This window comes from Glaciecola sp. G7-5, from assembly GCF_055808975.1.
Map to the genome: position 1 here is coordinate 1,547,641 of NZ_CM147892.1, position 16,300 is coordinate 1,563,940.

Annotated in this window: 15 protein-coding genes; 13 read left to right on the plus strand and 2 right to left on the minus strand. The window is 43.1% G+C overall.

The annotated features are described in order from the left end of the window. Positions 1–20: 20 nt before the first annotated feature. From gmk to AC0L6H_RS06675, 4 genes are all read left to right on the plus strand, one after another. On the plus strand, positions 21–674 hold the full coding sequence (gene gmk, locus AC0L6H_RS06660) for a guanylate kinase (protein WP_473393320.1): 654 nt from the start codon (positions 21–23) through the stop codon (positions 672–674). 163 nt (positions 675–837) lie between these two features. Next, a complete protein-coding gene (gene rpoZ / locus AC0L6H_RS06665) occupies positions 838–1,110 on the plus strand; it encodes a DNA-directed RNA polymerase subunit omega (RefSeq protein WP_473393321.1) in 273 nt (90 codons plus the stop codon). A 152-nt stretch (positions 1,111–1,262) separates the two neighbouring features. Further along, positions 1,263–3,383: a bifunctional GTP diphosphokinase/guanosine-3',5'-bis pyrophosphate 3'-pyrophosphohydrolase gene (spoT, locus tag AC0L6H_RS06670; protein ID WP_473393323.1), complete on the plus strand. Its 2,121-nt coding sequence runs from the start codon at positions 1,263–1,265 to the stop codon at positions 3,381–3,383. Positions 3,384–3,440: 57 nt separating this feature from the next. After that, a complete protein-coding gene (locus AC0L6H_RS06675) occupies positions 3,441–4,640 on the plus strand; it encodes a benzoate/H(+) symporter BenE family transporter (protein ID WP_473393324.1) in 1,200 nt (399 codons plus the stop codon). Here AC0L6H_RS06675 and AC0L6H_RS06680 read toward each other — a convergent pair. Together AC0L6H_RS06680 and AC0L6H_RS06685 are read right to left on the minus strand one after the other, a co-directional pair. Continuing rightward, positions 4,629–5,240, minus strand: coding sequence for a DUF502 domain-containing protein (locus AC0L6H_RS06680; RefSeq protein ID WP_473393326.1), 612 nt, complete (start codon positions 5,238–5,240; stop codon positions 4,629–4,631). The two genes, AC0L6H_RS06675 and AC0L6H_RS06680, sit on opposite strands and share 12 nt — an antisense overlap. Before the next feature lie 49 nt (positions 5,241–5,289). Next, positions 5,290–5,550 (minus strand): DUF5062 family protein, encoded by a 261-nt coding sequence (locus tag AC0L6H_RS06685; RefSeq protein ID WP_473393327.1) that lies wholly within the window; start codon positions 5,548–5,550, stop codon positions 5,290–5,292. Positions 5,551–5,762: 212 nt separating this feature from the next. On the opposite strand from AC0L6H_RS06685, the gene AC0L6H_RS06690 reads away from it, so the two are divergent. From AC0L6H_RS06690 to AC0L6H_RS06730, 9 genes are all read left to right on the plus strand, one after another. Beyond that, positions 5,763–6,149 carry a RidA family protein gene (locus tag AC0L6H_RS06690; RefSeq protein ID WP_473393328.1) on the plus strand — a complete coding sequence of 129 codons (387 nt, stop codon included), beginning with the start codon at positions 5,763–5,765 and terminating at the stop codon, positions 6,147–6,149. Between the two features lie 18 nt (positions 6,150–6,167). Next, positions 6,168–6,851: a tRNA (guanosine(18)-2'-O)-methyltransferase TrmH gene (gene trmH, locus AC0L6H_RS06695; RefSeq protein WP_473394482.1), complete on the plus strand. Its 684-nt coding sequence runs from the start codon at positions 6,168–6,170 to the stop codon at positions 6,849–6,851. Between the two features lie 125 nt (positions 6,852–6,976). Next, positions 6,977–7,615 carry a peroxiredoxin-like family protein gene (locus AC0L6H_RS06700; RefSeq protein ID WP_473393329.1) on the plus strand — a complete coding sequence of 213 codons (639 nt, stop codon included), beginning with the start codon at positions 6,977–6,979 and terminating at the stop codon, positions 7,613–7,615. 91 nt (positions 7,616–7,706) lie between these two features. Next, the gene (locus AC0L6H_RS06705; protein WP_473393331.1) at positions 7,707–10,235 is read left to right on the plus strand and encodes a PepSY domain-containing protein; all 2,529 of its coding nucleotides are present in this window, start codon (positions 7,707–7,709) and stop codon (positions 10,233–10,235) included. Between the two features lie 267 nt (positions 10,236–10,502). Further along, positions 10,503–10,988 (plus strand): DUF2383 domain-containing protein, encoded by a 486-nt coding sequence (locus AC0L6H_RS06710; protein ID WP_473393332.1) that lies wholly within the window; start codon positions 10,503–10,505, stop codon positions 10,986–10,988. A gap of 232 nt (positions 10,989–11,220) precedes the next feature. Beyond that, the gene (locus tag AC0L6H_RS06715; RefSeq protein ID WP_473393334.1) at positions 11,221–11,670 is read left to right on the plus strand and encodes a PA2169 family four-helix-bundle protein; all 450 of its coding nucleotides are present in this window, start codon (positions 11,221–11,223) and stop codon (positions 11,668–11,670) included. A 205-nt stretch (positions 11,671–11,875) separates the two neighbouring features. Then, a complete protein-coding gene (locus tag AC0L6H_RS06720) occupies positions 11,876–12,784 on the plus strand; it encodes a glycosyltransferase family 2 protein (protein WP_473393335.1) in 909 nt (302 codons plus the stop codon). 120 nt (positions 12,785–12,904) lie between these two features. Further along, positions 12,905–14,260 (plus strand): conjugal transfer protein TraF, encoded by a 1,356-nt coding sequence (traF, locus tag AC0L6H_RS06725; RefSeq protein WP_473393337.1) that lies wholly within the window; start codon positions 12,905–12,907, stop codon positions 14,258–14,260. 14 nt (positions 14,261–14,274) lie between these two features. Further along, positions 14,275–16,299, plus strand: coding sequence for a hypothetical protein (locus AC0L6H_RS06730; RefSeq protein ID WP_473393339.1), 2,025 nt, complete (start codon positions 14,275–14,277; stop codon positions 16,297–16,299). Position 16,300 lies beyond the last annotated feature (1 nt).

Below are 16,300 nucleotides of genomic sequence, written 5' to 3' on the forward strand. Positions count from 1 at the left end.
CCATTGATAGGACACGACTAATGACAACTTCTACCGCGAATCTTTTTATCGTAGCCGCCCCATCTGGCGCCGGAAAGTCTAGTTTAATCAGTGCATTGTTGCAGCGGGCTGAAGAGGGGCATCTTGTAAACAATGCCGAACTTTCGGTTTCGCATACGACTCGTAAGCCCCGAGAGGGAGAAGTTGACGGTAAGCATTATCACTTCATAGATGTCGAACAATTTAAAACAATGATTGCTGAAGATGCATTTTACGAACATGCGCAAGTCTTTGATAATTACTATGGTACTTCAAAAGCGGCCATTAACGACAAGCTTTCACAGGGCATTGACGTATTTTTAGATATTGATTGGCAAGGTGCGCAGCAAATCAAAACGTTAAACCCCGATGTGGTATCTATTTTTATTCTTCCGCCTTCACGAGATGAACTTAATGCTCGCTTAGTCAGCCGTGGCAAAGACAGCGACGCGGTAATCGAAAGCCGTATGCAACAAGCGCAAAGCGAAATGTCTCATTATCAAGAGTTTGATTATGTGATTGTGAATGACAATTTTACCCATGCATTAGATGAATTAATTACCGTGGTAAAGGCGCAGAGTTTACGTACCGAGCAGCAAGGTATTCGTTATCAAGCTTTGCTGGAAGATTTGCTTTCAAACAACGCCAGTAACTAAAACAAGGTAGCTACCGAGGCTAAGAAACATTAAAGAACGCTTTTTTTGTTAAATATCAGTGCAAATTAGCGTAAATTATGCATTATTAACTATATTCTTTTTGCGAAGTGCTTTATACTTCGCCCCCATTTTTTGAAATTAACGCTAAACAACGGAGCTCGTAATGGCACGTGTAACAGTAGAAGACGCTGTAGACCAGATTGGTAATCGATTTGACTTAGTATTAGTAGCGGCAAAGCGCGCTCGTCAGCTTGCTATTGAAGGGAAAGACCCATTGGTAGATCCGCTTAATGATAAGCCAACCGTTGTTGCTTTGCGTGAAATTGAGCTTGGCCTTGTAACAGCTTCAACTGTTGAGCAAACAGAGCTACAAGATCAACGCGAGCAAGAAGCGGCGGAATTTGCTTCTGTTGCGAGTATTTTAGCGAATAACTAAGCCAATTTTGTCGCGGGTAAAGTAGCAACTTTACGAGCGATATAAAAAAAATTAAAAACGTCGAGTAAAATCGGCGTTTTTTGTTTTGCAAAGCACCAAAATAAACGTATTCTACTTGTTATCGTTAAATTTTATTAAGGTAATGAGTTTAGGTGTATTTATTTGAAGGGTTAGAGGCAAAAATCAACACTTACTTGCCAAAAAAGCAAGTCGATTACGTGCGCGCTTCTTTTATTCTGGCACGTGATGCGCACGAAGGCCAAACCCGTTCTTCTGGCGATCCCTATATAACTCACCCTGTTGCCGTAAGCAGTATTTTAGCTGACATGAAGCTAGACTATGAAACCCTCATGGCTGCGCTCCTACACGACGTTATTGAAGACACAGAATACAGCAAAGAAGACTTAAGCTTGGCTTTTGGCGAAACGGTAGCAGAGCTTGTTGAAGGTGTAAGTAAGCTCGATAAACTCAAATTTAACTCTAAGCAAGAAGCGCAAGCAGAAAACTTCCGCAAAATGTTAATGGCCATGGTCAAAGACATCCGCGTTATATTAATCAAACTTTCTGATCGCACGCACAATATGCGAACGCTTGGCTCTTTAAGGCCAGAAAAACGCAGGCGCATCGCACTTGAAACCCTTGAAATATACTCTCCCTTGGCCCATCGCCTGGGTATATATGATATTAAAAATGAGCTTGAAGATTTAGGTTTCCAAGCAATGTACCCCATGCGGTACCGAGCGCTTAAGAGCGCAGTAAACCAAGCGCGCGGGAACCGCAAAGAAATTATCGAACGCACACGCTTAGATTTCACAAACAAGCTTGCAGAATACAATATAAACGGGCGCGTACAAGGCCGCGAAAAGCACCTTTATTCTATTTACCGTAAAATGCAGAAGAAGGAATTGTCTTTTAATGAAGTCATGGATATCTATGGCTTTCGTATTATCGTCGATTCTATTGATAACTGCTATAGAGTATTAGGTGCAATCCACAGTATTTACAAGCCTATCGAAAACCGCTTTAAAGACTACGTAGCTATCCCTCGAAGCAATGGTTACCAATCTTTGCATACATCCCTAAAAGGGCCTCATGGCATTCCTGTTGAAGTACAAATTAGAACCGAAGAAATGGACCACTTGGCAGATAAAGGTGTTGCTGCTCATTGGTTATACAAAGAGAGCAATGACCGGGATAACACTTCACAGCTGCGCGCAAATCAGTGGATGCAATCGTTAGTAGAGCTACAACAAAATGCGAGTACCTCGGTCGAATTTATCGAAAACGTAAAATCAGACTTATTCCCGGATGAAATCTACGTATTTTCGCCTAAAGGAAAAATTATTGAGTTACCCACAGGAGCGACTGCCGTTGATTTCGCATATGCGGTGCATTCTGACGTAGGAAATACTTGTGTAGGGGCACGAGTTGATCATCGTAACTATCCCTTGAGTGCGGCCCTTGAAAACGGTCAAAGTATTGAAATTATTACTTCACCGCGAGCTAAGCCTAATGCTAACTGGCTTAATTTTGTGGTAAGTGCCAGAGCGCGCTCGAATATTCGCCATTTCTTGAAACGTCAACATGCACACGATGCCAAGAATATGGGCAATCGACTATTGCGCCATGCCTTAGGCACAATCAAACTCGATGAAATCGACCAATCAGAGATAGATCGTGTTGTTGAAGAAACCAAATACCAAAGTTTTGACGAGTTGCTTGCCAATATTGGTATGGGTAATGAAATAAGTGCGATGGTGGCGAGGCGATTGGTCGGCGAGAGCACTGAAATCCCTGACAAAAAGAGTAATGTTGCGATTCGCGGGACAGAAGGGTTAATGGTGCACTTTTCAAGATGTTGTCATCCTATTCCTGAAGATGAAGTTGTGGCCATACTCAGCCCAGGCAAAGGTGTGGTTATACACCAAACCGGGTGCACCAACATTCGAAAACTATCTAGAGAAGAACCACAGCGAGTATTGCCAATGCAGTGGGGGCAAGATGCGCAAGGTGACTTCAAGGCCGCTGTTCGCGTAGAGGCAATTAATCAGCAGGGAACACTCGCATCATTAACCGCCGCTATTGCATCATGTGACTCATCAATCGTAAATCTTCAGACCCACGAACGTGATGATAATAATTTGGTTGTTGATATTGAGTTGACGACACGCAACCGTATACACTTTGCCACGATTATGCGCAAAATTCGCACGCTACCAGAGCTTCAAAAAGTATCACGACATAGCCAAACAAAAGTACAAGCAAAACAATAAGAAAGGTCGCGAGTAAACTTACTTTAAGCAGGTCATCGCTCAATAACAGGATGTGTTTTGTCAAATTTTAGCTCTGGGTCACGTAAGACCACTTCTCTTTGGGAATTCTTTTCTTTACCTGCAATATCTGCGGGCTTTGTAGCGGTACTAGTTGGCTACACAAGCTCGGCTGTTATTATCTTTCAAGCGGCCACAGCCTTAGGTGCTACCAGTGAAGAATTGAGTTCATGGTTGTGGGCCCTAGGCTTAGGCATGGGCTTGACCAGTATTGGTCTATCGTTGTTTTATAAAGTACCAATACTTACCGCGTGGTCTACGCCTGGTGCTGCGCTACTAGTGACAAGTGTTGAAGGCCTAAGTTTAAACGATGCAATCGGCGTTTTCATTTTTAGCTCTTCTCTCATTGTGATATGTGGCCTTACCGGTTGGTTTAATAAATTGGTGAAACACTTGCCTTTGCCGCTTGCCTCAGCAATGCTGGCTGGCGTGCTATTCCAATTTGGTCTAAATGCGTTTGGCGTGTTGCAAAACGATATCTTGCTGGCGGGAATAATGATTGCAAGCTATATTCTGCTTAAGCGCTTTTTGCCGCGGTTTGCTATTGTATCTGTGTTAGTGGTGGGCGTTATACTGGTGTATTTTCAAGGTCGCTTAAGTGCATCAGACATTGCGCTAGAATTTTCAATGCCAGTGTGGACGAGCCCGACATTTACCTTACAAAGTCTCATTGGCGTTGGCTTGCCGCTTTTTATTGTCACAATGGCATCCCAAAATGTGCCGGGTATTGCGGTACTAAAAGCGAATAATTTCTCACCTCCCATCTCTCCCTTAATCAGTTGGACTGGGATAAGCGGTTTAGTGCTGGCACCTTTTGGTGGTTATGCGTTTAACTTGGCGGCAATTACCGCTGCCATATGTATGGGAGACGACACCGGAACTCGCCGCGAAAATCGCTATTTTGCAACGGTTTGGGCAGGTATATTCTATTTGTTAACTGGTGTGTTTGGCGCAACGGTCGCGCTTTTATTTGCAGCCTTTCCCACAGAATTAATTATGCTCATCGCGGGCTTGGCGCTCCTTGGTACTATTGGTAATAGTTTGGCCACTGCATTGAGCGAGAGTGACGCCCGAGAGGCGGCCCTCATCACTTTTTTATTGACCGCATCAGGGAGCAATATTTTAGGTATCAATAGCGCATTTTGGGGGCTGTGTATTGGCTTATTAGTTTTTCATTTAACAAAAAAGTCAGCCAGTTGACGCTTTTTTAGGGGTAGGCGCGTCATCCTCTTTCTTAGAAATCGAATTTCCACCGGTAACCGCAATCCGCATAGCGGTTTCAACATCTATATCTAAATCGCTTATTTTTGCTGGATCTAAATATAAGGTGTAGCCACCAATTTGATAACTCATGGGCATGTAAACAGCGACTTTATTGTCGTTAGGGAACAGGACTTTTGCGACTTTGTCATTTGTTACAAAACCAATTAAATTTACCCCTTCACTTACTTCAACCGAAACTGCTCGCTTGGTTCCCGCTTCTTTTTTTATTTGAAATAATTCAACCGCATCTTGAATGGCACCGTAAAGAGTTTTGACGACCGGAACGCGCTCTATTAGGCGCTGGCCTGCATTAATAAACAAACGAACAAAATAGGCATTTACGAATACACCAATGATGGCCAAAAGCGCTATTATGGTGATAACGCCTAAGCCCGGGAAATAATAATGGGCAGGCAAATACGGGGACAATAAACTTTCGGTGGTAATGGCAATCCACATCAATAAGTATAATGTTAGGGCAAAAGGTAAAATCGTGAAAAGGCCCTTGAGGGTCAGTAAAACGAATTTATTGAGCATTGCTCTGCATTCCTTTAAGAGATGTCGTGGCTGGTGGTTATATGTATGCTTATTTTAGCAATTCGTGATCAGGTGGCAATTGTTTCATTATCCACATTACTAAGCGGTGCTTTAAACTAGCTAGGTCTTCTTTGTTTTCAGGTAGTGGGGTGATTAATTTGTCGTGTACTAATAAGCGGTACAAGCTTTCAACTTTCTCTTTTGCAGAGTCGGTAGGCGAAAAGCCCTTGTACCCGCGATTTTTCGCATAATGCTCTGCAACGGTAATTGCTTTTTTAAGCAATGCGTTTTCATTTTTTATCTTTTTCATTAATACGCCACTCAATCATTGAAGCTTGAGAATAAACTATGTGCCTGTGCTATTCAATACGCAAGCATAATCGCCATTTATGCGTTTACTTCTAATTAAGCATACTAAGGCTTTTTGTTTTCTGTTATAACGTTTATTTAAACAAATCAAAACGGCCGCCCTAGCAACTAATGTGCACATTACAGGTGGCTAAACGCTAAAAAAGGGAACCCATGTCTAAGTCAGTTATTCAAACCAACAACGCTCCAGCCGCTATCGGCACCTATAGCCAAGCCGTAAAAGCGGGTAATACTGTTTATTTGTCAGGTCAAATTCCGTTGATACCCGATACCATGGAAATGGTGTCACAAGACTTTGAAGCTCAAGCAGTACAAGTCTTTGAAAATATCAAAGCAGTAGTTAAGGCGGCCGGTGGCAACACCTCTAACCTAGTAAAGGTGAATATATTCTTGACCGATTTAGGTCAGTTCGCCAAAGTCAACGAAGTCATGGCAAAATATTTTGAACAGCCCTATCCGGCAAGGGCGGCAGTACAAGTGAGTGCTTTACCTAAAGGTGCACAGATTGAAATTGATGCGGTTATGGTGCTGCCAGAATAAATGTCACATTCGCAATCCATGACATCAGAGCGATACAGTAAAATCCGCGAGCTCTTATCGAAAAGGCAGCCTGACTTAACGCTTCTGCTAGAAGAAGTACATAAACCACATAATGTATCGGCGGTCATACGTTCGGCTGATGCGGTGGGTGTGCATTGTATTCATGCCGTTTGGGAAGAAAATAAGCCCTTACTTCGGGGTACCGCGATGGGCAGTCAAGTTTGGGTCGATATGAAACGCCATCCAAGTACTGAAAACGCAATTGCTCATTTAAAATCTGAAGGTATGCAAGTACTGGTTACTCACCTTGACGACAGTGCCATTGATTTTAGAGAAGTAGATTATACCTTGCCTACTGCAATTGTGTTAGGGCAAGAAAAAACAGGCGTTACTGATGATGCCATTGCAATGAGTGACCAAGCTATAGTGATCCCAATGCTTGGTATGGTGCAATCTTTGAATGTGTCGGTGGCCGCGGCGCTGATTCTTTATGAAGCGCAGCGCCAACGTGATAATGCAGGAATGTATAATCACAATGCCTTAAGTGAGGCCGAAGCGCAAAGAATCTTGTTTGAAGGCGGCTTTCCTGTGTTGCATGGTGTGTGTAAGCAGCGCAACTTGCCATTTCCGTATATAAATGAAAACGGAGAAATTGAGGCTAGCGATCAGTGGTGGGAAGCCCTGCAGTATTCTGATAAATAGCAATCGCTGGCAGCACGGTAGGTAATACGCAGCACTTCATTATATTTAATTTTCTACAGGCTGAAAGATTTTACTGCTTGTGGAGGTCTACATCCATCTAGATATTATTTACCTACGGATACCCAATGAAAAAATATGTTTTAGTCTTAATACTTAGTATTTTGTCTTTACAGGCCTTTGCAATTGATCGCACGCAAATACGCGATAACCCTGAAGATGTTACACCAATATTAAACGGTAGCACCGCACCAAATGCAAATCTAAAAATGGCCGATGGTTCACCAGTTAGCTTGCAAGCGCTATTGATGCAAAAGCCCGCTGTCATTGTGTTTTATCGAGGAGGTTGGTGCCCTTATTGTTCACGTCAATTGGCTGAGCTTAAAGACATTGAAGCGGACTTAGTAAAAGAAGGTTATCAGATTTTAGCGATTTCTCCTGAAAGCCCGGAAAAACTGCAATCTCAAAAATTAGAAGCTGAATTTGCAGCGCAGTTGCTGTCTGATCAGAATCTAGACGCGATTAAGTCTTTTGGTATCGGATATTATGTACCCAGTGACACCCGTGCATTGTATAAAGACCGCATGAATGTTGACTTAACCAGCGACGATTCTAACCGCGCTGTGTTGCCAGCTCCTGCTATTTTTATTACTAACACCGAAGGGCAAGTAGTATTTAGTTATGTTAACCCTAACTTTCGCGTAAGACCTTCTGCAGAGTTAGTGTTAAGCGCAGCGAAGTTGGTTAAGCCTAGCGCTTCAGAATAACTAGATTTTGCATAGTTGGCACTTTAGCAGAGAATAATTTATATTAACGCATTATTTAGAAATCGCTATGATGTAAAGGCACACTTCTTAAATGAGCGTTGGGTTAGATTCTTCAGGAATTGCTACGCCGCCACCGGCTTTAAAAAAGGCACGTAAACTACATAGATGGCTAATGGCCTTTGTGGGTGTGCAACTTTTTGTGTGGGCGTTAACCGGTGCGTATATGGTCTTTCCCAATATTCACTACATTCATGGGGATCATCTTTACAAACAGTCTATGCCCAATTTAGGCACTCAAAATGTAAAACTGACCTTCAAACAAGTGCTAAATCGTTACCCGAACGCAACTAATATTCGATTAGGGTGGCTGGGTGATAAAGCCGTATATCGATTAGACTACTATAGTGAAGACGCACTACGAACAGTCCAGGTGATGCTAGACGCCCAGACCGGTTTGGGCGTGCGCCCGTTGCAGTTGGTTGATGTCATAAACCTTATTCCTGAATTGATAAATATGCCAGATATTGAGGGCGCTGCTGTCGACACCGTGCGCCTTATCGATGCTGACACCATAGACTTTCCGACTGAAATAGGCAGTAAAGGTCTTCCTCTTTGGCAAGTTCAGCTAAATACATGGGATAAAACTCGCGTGTATATTTCTGAATTTACCGGAGAAGTTGTCTATGTTCGCCATCATGCTTGGCGTCTATTTGATTTATTTTGGCGCTTGCATATTATGGATTACGTAGATGGTGACGAGCCCGAAAACCTGTTACTTGCCGTTACTTCGGTCATTAGTGCTTTAGCCGTTATTGCTGGTTTAGTTCTACTTTATTATAAAATGCTAAGCCCAAAACTAGCCCCTTCTGAGCAAGATACAAGTTTTTTTAAAAAGGGTCTTGGGGCTAAGTTTAAGCAATCTCATCAATGGTTGGCATTGTTAGTCTTTGTGCAGCTTGTTTTGTGGCTAACAAGTGGCTTTTTGCTCGCTCGCATTGACCACCCATTAGCCACCGGTCAAAATACGGTAATTGAAGCGCCAGAGAGTATAGAACTCGTAAATAATCGCGCCCCTGACTTTGTCGATATTGCGTTTTTATTGTCGCAAAATAAGCATACAGAAGCGGTGTATCTTGAACAATTAGGTAATCGTTGGGTTTATCGTTTACAACATAAAAAAGGGCAACATGAATATTGGGAAAGTGACTATTCCGTTTTTGATGCGCTTAGCGGAAACGCTGTTACCATCTCTAGTGCGCTTGCTTCGAAACTTGCACTAGCCACCTACAAAGCCGACGATCCATTGTCGAAAGTCAGGATAATAAACGCTAAAAAATATCAACAAAATGTCCCTGAGTTACCTCAAGAACAAAACGCAGTATGGCAGCTTAGCGTTGACGATGCATTGAACACAAAAATTGTACTCAATGCCCAAACTGGTGCACTTATTGCGCATGTAAACGATGCGACACCATTGCGCAACTTATTGTTTAAATTGCATTTTATGGATTACGCGAACCAAGGTAGTTTTAATAATATGTTTGCAAAGCTATTTGCTGCATTGATGCTTATGCTGTCTTTTAGCGGTCTCTACTGGTTGTTTGCATTACTCAAAGACGGGCAATTAGCGTTACCTGCGATATCTTTAAGCGACCCGGTCATTGAGCGTGAACCTCAGTTACGTGAGCGAACTAGGCCTGAAAATTGGGCGCCTAGCGAGCCAGTAGTTACGGTCCTACCGCGTAAAGCACGAACTGAATTGGATGCTTGGTTTGCTTCAAGACCTAATCCTATTTTGCGAGAACGCGCGCCGCGTAATTTACAATCAGAACTGGATGCTTGGTTTCTCGCCAGACCTAATCCAATCTTGCGCGCCAAACCAGATAAAAATACCCAAGAGGCGCTGGATGCTTGGTTGGCCTCGAGACCAAACCCAAGGCTTGTGCCCAAACCTGATCGCAATACCCAAGAAGCGCTTGATCAGTGGTTATTGTCGCGACCCAATCCTCGATTGCAGCCTAAGCCTGACAGACACACTCAAGAGGCGCTGGATCAGTGGTTGTTGTCGCGGCCAAACCCTCGCCTAACACCCAAACCAGACAAAACCACTCAAGAAGCTTTAGATACTTGGTTGGCGTCAAGGCCTAATCCGCGTTTAGAGATTAAACAGCCTTCCCAAAAGCCCGTCAGTGAGAACGTTCAACCAAGGCCTGCAGTCATTCAAGCGCCGCCTGTTGAACACAAAGTCATACCCAAGTCGAGATGGGAGCTTTTTGCCGATTGGTGGTCAGTTAATATGACCTTCGCCAAACGTAAAAATCTTTATATTAAAATTCTTTATGAGGTGCCAAAACCCAATGGCAGGACAGAATCGAATTTTAAAATTACCGTCAATCCACGCATGACGATTCTTGAAGGGCTAGATAACTTCCGCTTTAATATACCCTCTCAGTGCGGTGGTGGCGGTTCATGCGGTCAGTGCGTATGTCAAACAGCTAACAAAACACGTATTACGTCTGCCGATAAAGCGCATTTGAGCAAACAACAATTAGATGACAACTTCCGCTTGGCTTGTCAGCATCGAATCAGCGCTGTTAAACGTATTACATTGTATAAATAAAGCCGCCGAAAATATTATCCGGTTGCCCCTGGGTGCAGAAATCTCCAAACACGCGCCTTATAGTTGTGCAGCATACTCATGTAAAAATTACGCACATCTGTTTACTAATTTACTGAGTTCTCGAATAATACGCATCCGCATTGCATAAATAGCTATTAAATTCAATCGCTTAGTGCATCGCTTTATGGCATAAAATTTGTAACCCATCCTAGTACCCACAACGCTGAATACACCTTGCTTCGGCACGAATTACCTAGGAGAGTCAAAATGGATGCGTTTACAACGAGCAACACAGCACGGTCAAACTTAAGCCGCGAACTTGGCGTGCTCAACGAACTTCTTGCGGTTTTATATGACAGCAAGGACTTCTTCGAGCAGGCCGAAAAGTCGACCAGCGTGGTTGAACTCAACAGGCTTTTCAACGAGAACGCTAAGAATCGCGAGAATTCGAAAGAGTACGTGAAAAATATGATAGTCGCTCGCAAGGGTATAGCCGTCGCTCAAGGAACAATGTCGGGCGAGTTACGCAAACTATACACAGAGTTTTTATGCTTGTTGAGCGATGATCATTTACGCTTACTCCATCAAATGATCAATCATGAAACACGTAATAAAAATGTACTGGATGATTTAGTTGATACCGCTGAGCCAGGCTTTGCGGCAGCTTTGGTCGAAGAAATAAAGCAAGAATTCGCAGAAACGATTAACACTATGAAAGATATTTTAGCAAGCCAACAGCAATCCGACCAATAAGACTCTGTTTAGTTTGTTGTCTCAGCTAAAGGGATAGTCCTATCATTTTTGCGATTGTGTAAACTTGTAAAACACTTTGTAAAAATGAAACACCTTGCAAATACTCTTGAAGTTACAAAGCATAAAATCTTTATAAATCAATGGATTGAACTTGGTATGAAGCATGCTTACTATCTATTGTTATTCTGTAAAGTTAGCAGGATTTTAATCTAAACTTAAAACAGGAGTTACTATGAATAATGCAACAAAGAAAGTAGAAAACGTATCAGACGTGATTCAAGTACTACAAGCTGGCATCGATTTTTATCAAGATGCAATTGAGAACATCGATCACAATGCGGTTAAGGCAACATTCAGAAGAATGATTTCGGCCAAAGAAGATGCAATAGATAAGCTTCAGCCTTTAGCGCTAGCTGAGCAAGGCCAATTTGAAACCGGTTCTTCATGGGCGGTCGAAGCACGTAAGATGTATACCAAATTTGCATCACTCTTGACAAGTGATACTGAATACACTTATGTAAACCAGCTGGAGGAAGTCGAGGATAAAGTACTAGAGGCCTTAGACAGCGCCCTTGAAAAAGATCAGCCAGCAGAAGCGATGGCGACCTTACGTACCTTACGAGCGTCAGCGCAGACCTTACATGATGAAATGAAGGCATTGCAACTCGCTACTGAGAGCTAGATATTTTTAATGCGGGATAGCAAGCCCGTATTACTGAATGATGATAGGCCGTGCTGCCGGCCTTTTATCGGAGAGAAACCACTTACTTTCGGGTAAGTGGTTTTTTGCTTTTACGCAGCCACAAAAATTTTGTGTTGAAAACTTATATAATTAAGGTAGTTTTAGGCTCGTGAATTATTAGGTTTACACTTTATAGGATTAATCAGTGCTGCAACCGTCGTTAGCTATTTATATATTCTCATTTAATCGCGGGGCATTTCTTGCCAATGCAATAAGCTCTTGTCAGCTGAACGCGCCCCAAGCAAGCATCACCGTTGTGGATGACAACAGTTCTGACGCAGCCACTGTCGATTTTTTACAAAAACTACCTGATGGCGTTGCATTAATTCAGCCCGAAAAGGTTAAAGATTCTCGTCACGGTGGCTTATATAATAATATGCAGCGCGCGCTGGGCGACGCACAAAGTGACTACGTTTTATTTTTACAAGACGATGTACAGCTTGTTCGCCCACTTGCACAAGATGATTATCAATATATCGAAGACTTTTTTACTCAGTTTCCATCAAAAGCATTTTTAAATCCCGTGTTTTTAAAAGGGCAGCGGCATAAGCGCGACAATCGCATTACCTACGTACATGCCGACTTTCCTTGTTATTTCCGTGATTACCCAGAAAAAAAGCGTTCTACGGGACTGACCTATTCAGACATCGTTATTGTGCATAGACAACGACTTGTGGACCAAGACTGGCAATTTGCCGTGAGTGAAAAAGACAGTGCTGCTAAAGCGAAAGCGCTATTTGGCGAAATGGGCTTTATGGCTCACCCTTTTGTTATGTACTTACCACAAGTACCAGTTTACAGAGGCAAAGTAAAAACCTCGGCGGTAGCCTTGGCAGAAAAATGGTCAGGCACTGAACCAAAGCGTTTTCTTGAGAAAAGCAGTGAATTTTGGCAACAATTTAAACAACGAGATCTACGTCAACTGCCTGTTGCTGAGACCTTCTTAAATTGCTGCGATGAAAACATTAGTAAGCCCTATCAATATAGTGCCGTAAACGCATATCCTCTGCTAAGAGTCTGGCATAAGCTAACGCTTTTGTTTGCGAGGAAGTAAATTGGCTTTAGCACCATTACGGTATGTTTTTTGATAACTTAAATACCCCTTCAATACCTTTTTCCTACCCCTAAGTCGTTAATCTATCAACATACAGAAGCCATATTGTTGAGAGCGCTCGTGACCCTAAACACACTTAGTCCATCCAAAAAATACGCAATTTTTGCTAGCAGTATAGGTTTTAGTACAGCCTTATTGTCTATGTCTCTTATGGCGCAAGAACCCATTTCGTCATCGGGTAGTGGTTTGACACGAGCAAGCGCGATTGTAGGAGATGATTTACACTCTGCGTCGACCAACCCAGCCGCTCCCAGTTTTATGTTACGGGGGAAATCGGGCTTTCAGAGTAATTTTATTGCACCATTTGGTGCGGGCTACGAAGTAGGGAAGGTAGACGCCTTAATCGATGAACTCGACGACCTTATCGATATTCTAGAAAACGATAACCTCAGCGCGCAAGATGCTTTAGACGCAAAGGACCGCTTTGACCCCTTTTTGCAAAATGCCGCGCGTGACGGAATGCTAAAAACCTCTGGTTACCTAAATTTACCCTTTATGCCGCTTATGTATCATAGCAATGACTTAGGTACGTTTTATGGTGATTTCAAAATGTCAGGTTCCTTAAGAAGCATCGTGCTTGATGATGATATAGATATTATTGCCCTTAATGATAGCTTTAAGATAAATACCTCGGCTGCGGTTTACGTTAAAAGCGCGGGGCTTATGAGTCTTGGGCTTGGCTATAGCAGGCCGGTATGGAAGTACGATGGTGGATTGTTACATGCCGGTATTAAAGCGAATATCAATAGTTATGAACTATCTAAGAACGTTATTTCGCTAGCAGGCTTAGAAGATGGCGAAGATATTGGCGACGCAATTCAAGATGACTATGAAGCCAATGCCAACACTGCTACGAATGTTGGTATCGACTTTGGTTTGATGTGGGTGTCTGACTACTTTAACGCTGGCCTTACTATTCGCGATATCAATCAACCCGAATATGATTATGGTTCACTGGTGGCCAGTACTAGTGAGTGTCAGGCCTTACAGGGTGTATCACTCGACAACTGTTTTGTTGCCCAAGAAGCAATCGCCGAAGGCCGTATAAACGGGAATGAAGTTTTTATCGCTAATACACAAGCCACCTTAAGCGCATCAACTTGGCTTGGCGAGGGGGTGCGTTGGGGCTTTCATACTTCTATCGACCTCAATGATAAAAACGACCCTATGGGCGATATGTATCAATGGGCTAATGCTGCCGCGACCGTGCAATTCAATAACTGGGTAGTGCCTGAATTCAGATTTGGTTACACCAAAAACTTAGCCGGCACTGAGCTTGGATATTACAGCGTAGGCCTTACCTTTTTCAAACAAGCTCAACTAGACCTTCGATGGAGCGATGAAACGGTTGAAATTGACCAAAGTAGTGCACCACGCAGCGCTTACTTCAGCTTTGCAATACAAACTAAATTCTAACAGGCTTTGCTACTATGATAATTTCAAAAACTTATGCCAAAATTGTTGCTCTTGCCGCTTGTGTTGCCATGCTTAGTGCGTGTGGTGGGGCTACGGAAGAGCAAGACGCGCAATTACCAACAAACCAAACACCTGATAGTCTTGTGCCTATTAATGGCGTGGCCTTAAACGGTTATTTAGCTAACGCTATTGTGTGGATTGATTCACGCGAGAATAATGCCCCCGACGGATTTGAAACCTTTGCCTACACCGACAGCCAAGGCTACTTTAGCTATAATCCGAATTCGGGCACTAATTATTGTGAATCATCACAAACCAGCTTACAGCGTTTTTGTTTAAAAACAGGCGCACCCACCGGAAACCTAGTAATTAAGGTGGCCAAAGGCGTAGAACTGATGACAGGTGAGGCTTTTCGCTCGGTACTTACGGCAAACGTTTCGGTTGATAAAGCACGCACAAACATGCAAAACGCGCTGGGCTTAGGCCCAAAACCTAGCGGCGATACTAGCGTTTGGCAGGCGCAATTAGATGATGCACAAGTCACGTTATCTTCAATATCGAGCATAGCGCACTATCTAAATAAGTCAGGTCAAGGCAATCTTAATTTGCGTAATGCTTTAAACGACTATGGCTTTAGCTTATCAGCAAACATCTCCAATCAAGATATTGTTAATATCGACTATATTGCCGGAGCAGCCTTAGGTGATGCCGATGCTACCTCATTGTTTATGGCCGATGCGACCCTAGGGCGTATAGTTGATGTTATTTCGATGAATTTAAATGAAGCCGCTCAAGGGGTAGACTTTGGGCAAGATGGCTTGCCTTTAAGCACTGCTGATAGCGTGTATGAGTCGATGGCTAGAAACTTCTATGCGCTTACGTCATTGCTTACATCACAAAGAAGTACGCACGTTGCAACACAAAGCGCTTTACTTGCTGCAAAAGCAAGTAACAGCGATTCATACAGCGCTATCTTACAAGACGCCATTGATCAATTATTAGGAAGCTTCACTGCGGCAAACTTAAATTTACCTGCGGTGCAAACGCGAATTGGTGCCTTAAGTGGCAACCAAAATATCGCTAATATGGTGAACAATTTATATCGCAGTGCGCAACTAATCTCAGCTGACTTTAACGCTCAAAATGACAACAGCTTGGCGTTAGCTGCCTTTCAGCAAACCATCTTGTTACCCACCTTAACGCGCCCGGTTGCTTATGCTGGTGAAGCCGAGTTAGTCGCAATAATGGCGCTATCTGAAATATTGGCCTCAAGCGACTACATCCATGTTTTTGAAGTGCTAACAGACATGGCTTTTGGTGTTGACGGTGCCCAAGACATTATCGAAGCAGTTAAGCTTGACTTACAAAGCCTAAGTAACGATTTACGAGAAATTGTTGAAAACAGTGCTGAAGTAGCTGACGCAATCGCACTAGATACGGGCAACGAGAATGGGCTGGACCAAAGTGCTTTAGAAGCGGGTGTAACGGCGATTGAAAATGGTCAAGATAGCATTGAAGTTAGCACTTTGGCAGACGTGCAAAGTGTTGATGGAACAAGTCCTTGGGCCAACAAAAAGCTGAGTTTGTCGGGAATACAAGACAATGCTGAGCAAGGCCAAGTTATTGCTTACTTCATGCAAGACGGTAATAGTAACAGCGGCGAACTGATTATGTGTGTTGCCTATAAAAACTATAGCGACCCTAGTGATGACATAGATGGAAAACGGTTTGTTGGCACATGGTCAGCCCTTGGTGGGGAATCCCAAAGTAGAATGTCTTTAGTCGCAGAAGGCTTCAACATTCAAATGAATGTGCTCGGTGAAACGCTTGGGCGTGATATTCCAAGTGACCAACAAATTCCAAGTTTAGGGCGCAATCCAAATGAAGCTTACGGTAAATTTGGATTTACGCTAAACGAAGATAAGGCCACTTGGCATTCAGACGACGCCTCGGTTAATGGCGACTTTGGTTTAAAAGACGCCCAAGACGTACCTGAAAATAATCAGGCCTGCGCCGCGGTGCTTGGACTTAGTGATTAAG

Bases quoted from the DNA above. Each gene is read 5' to 3' on its own strand.
- gmk (WP_473393320.1), top strand. From the start codon at position 21: ATGACAACTTCTACCGCGAATCTTTTTATCGTAGCCGCCCCATCTGGC.
- rpoZ (WP_473393321.1), top strand. From the start codon at position 838: ATGGCACGTGTAACAGTAGAAGACGCTGTAGACCAGATTGGTAATCGA.
- AC0L6H_RS06680 (WP_473393326.1), bottom strand. From the start codon at position 5,240: ATGCTCAATAAATTCGTTTTACTGACCCTCAAGGGCCTTTTCACGATT.
- AC0L6H_RS06685 (WP_473393327.1), bottom strand. From the start codon at position 5,550: ATGAAAAAGATAAAAAATGAAAACGCATTGCTTAAAAAAGCAATTACC.
- AC0L6H_RS06690 (WP_473393328.1), top strand. From the start codon at position 5,763: ATGTCTAAGTCAGTTATTCAAACCAACAACGCTCCAGCCGCTATCGGC.
- trmH (WP_473394482.1), top strand. From the start codon at position 6,168: ATGACATCAGAGCGATACAGTAAAATCCGCGAGCTCTTATCGAAAAGG.
- AC0L6H_RS06700 (WP_473393329.1), top strand. From the start codon at position 6,977: ATGAAAAAATATGTTTTAGTCTTAATACTTAGTATTTTGTCTTTACAG.
- AC0L6H_RS06705 (WP_473393331.1), top strand. From the start codon at position 7,707: ATGAGCGTTGGGTTAGATTCTTCAGGAATTGCTACGCCGCCACCGGCT.
- AC0L6H_RS06710 (WP_473393332.1), top strand. From the start codon at position 10,503: ATGGATGCGTTTACAACGAGCAACACAGCACGGTCAAACTTAAGCCGC.
- AC0L6H_RS06715 (WP_473393334.1), top strand. From the start codon at position 11,221: ATGAATAATGCAACAAAGAAAGTAGAAAACGTATCAGACGTGATTCAA.
- AC0L6H_RS06730 (WP_473393339.1), top strand. From the start codon at position 14,275: ATGATAATTTCAAAAACTTATGCCAAAATTGTTGCTCTTGCCGCTTGT.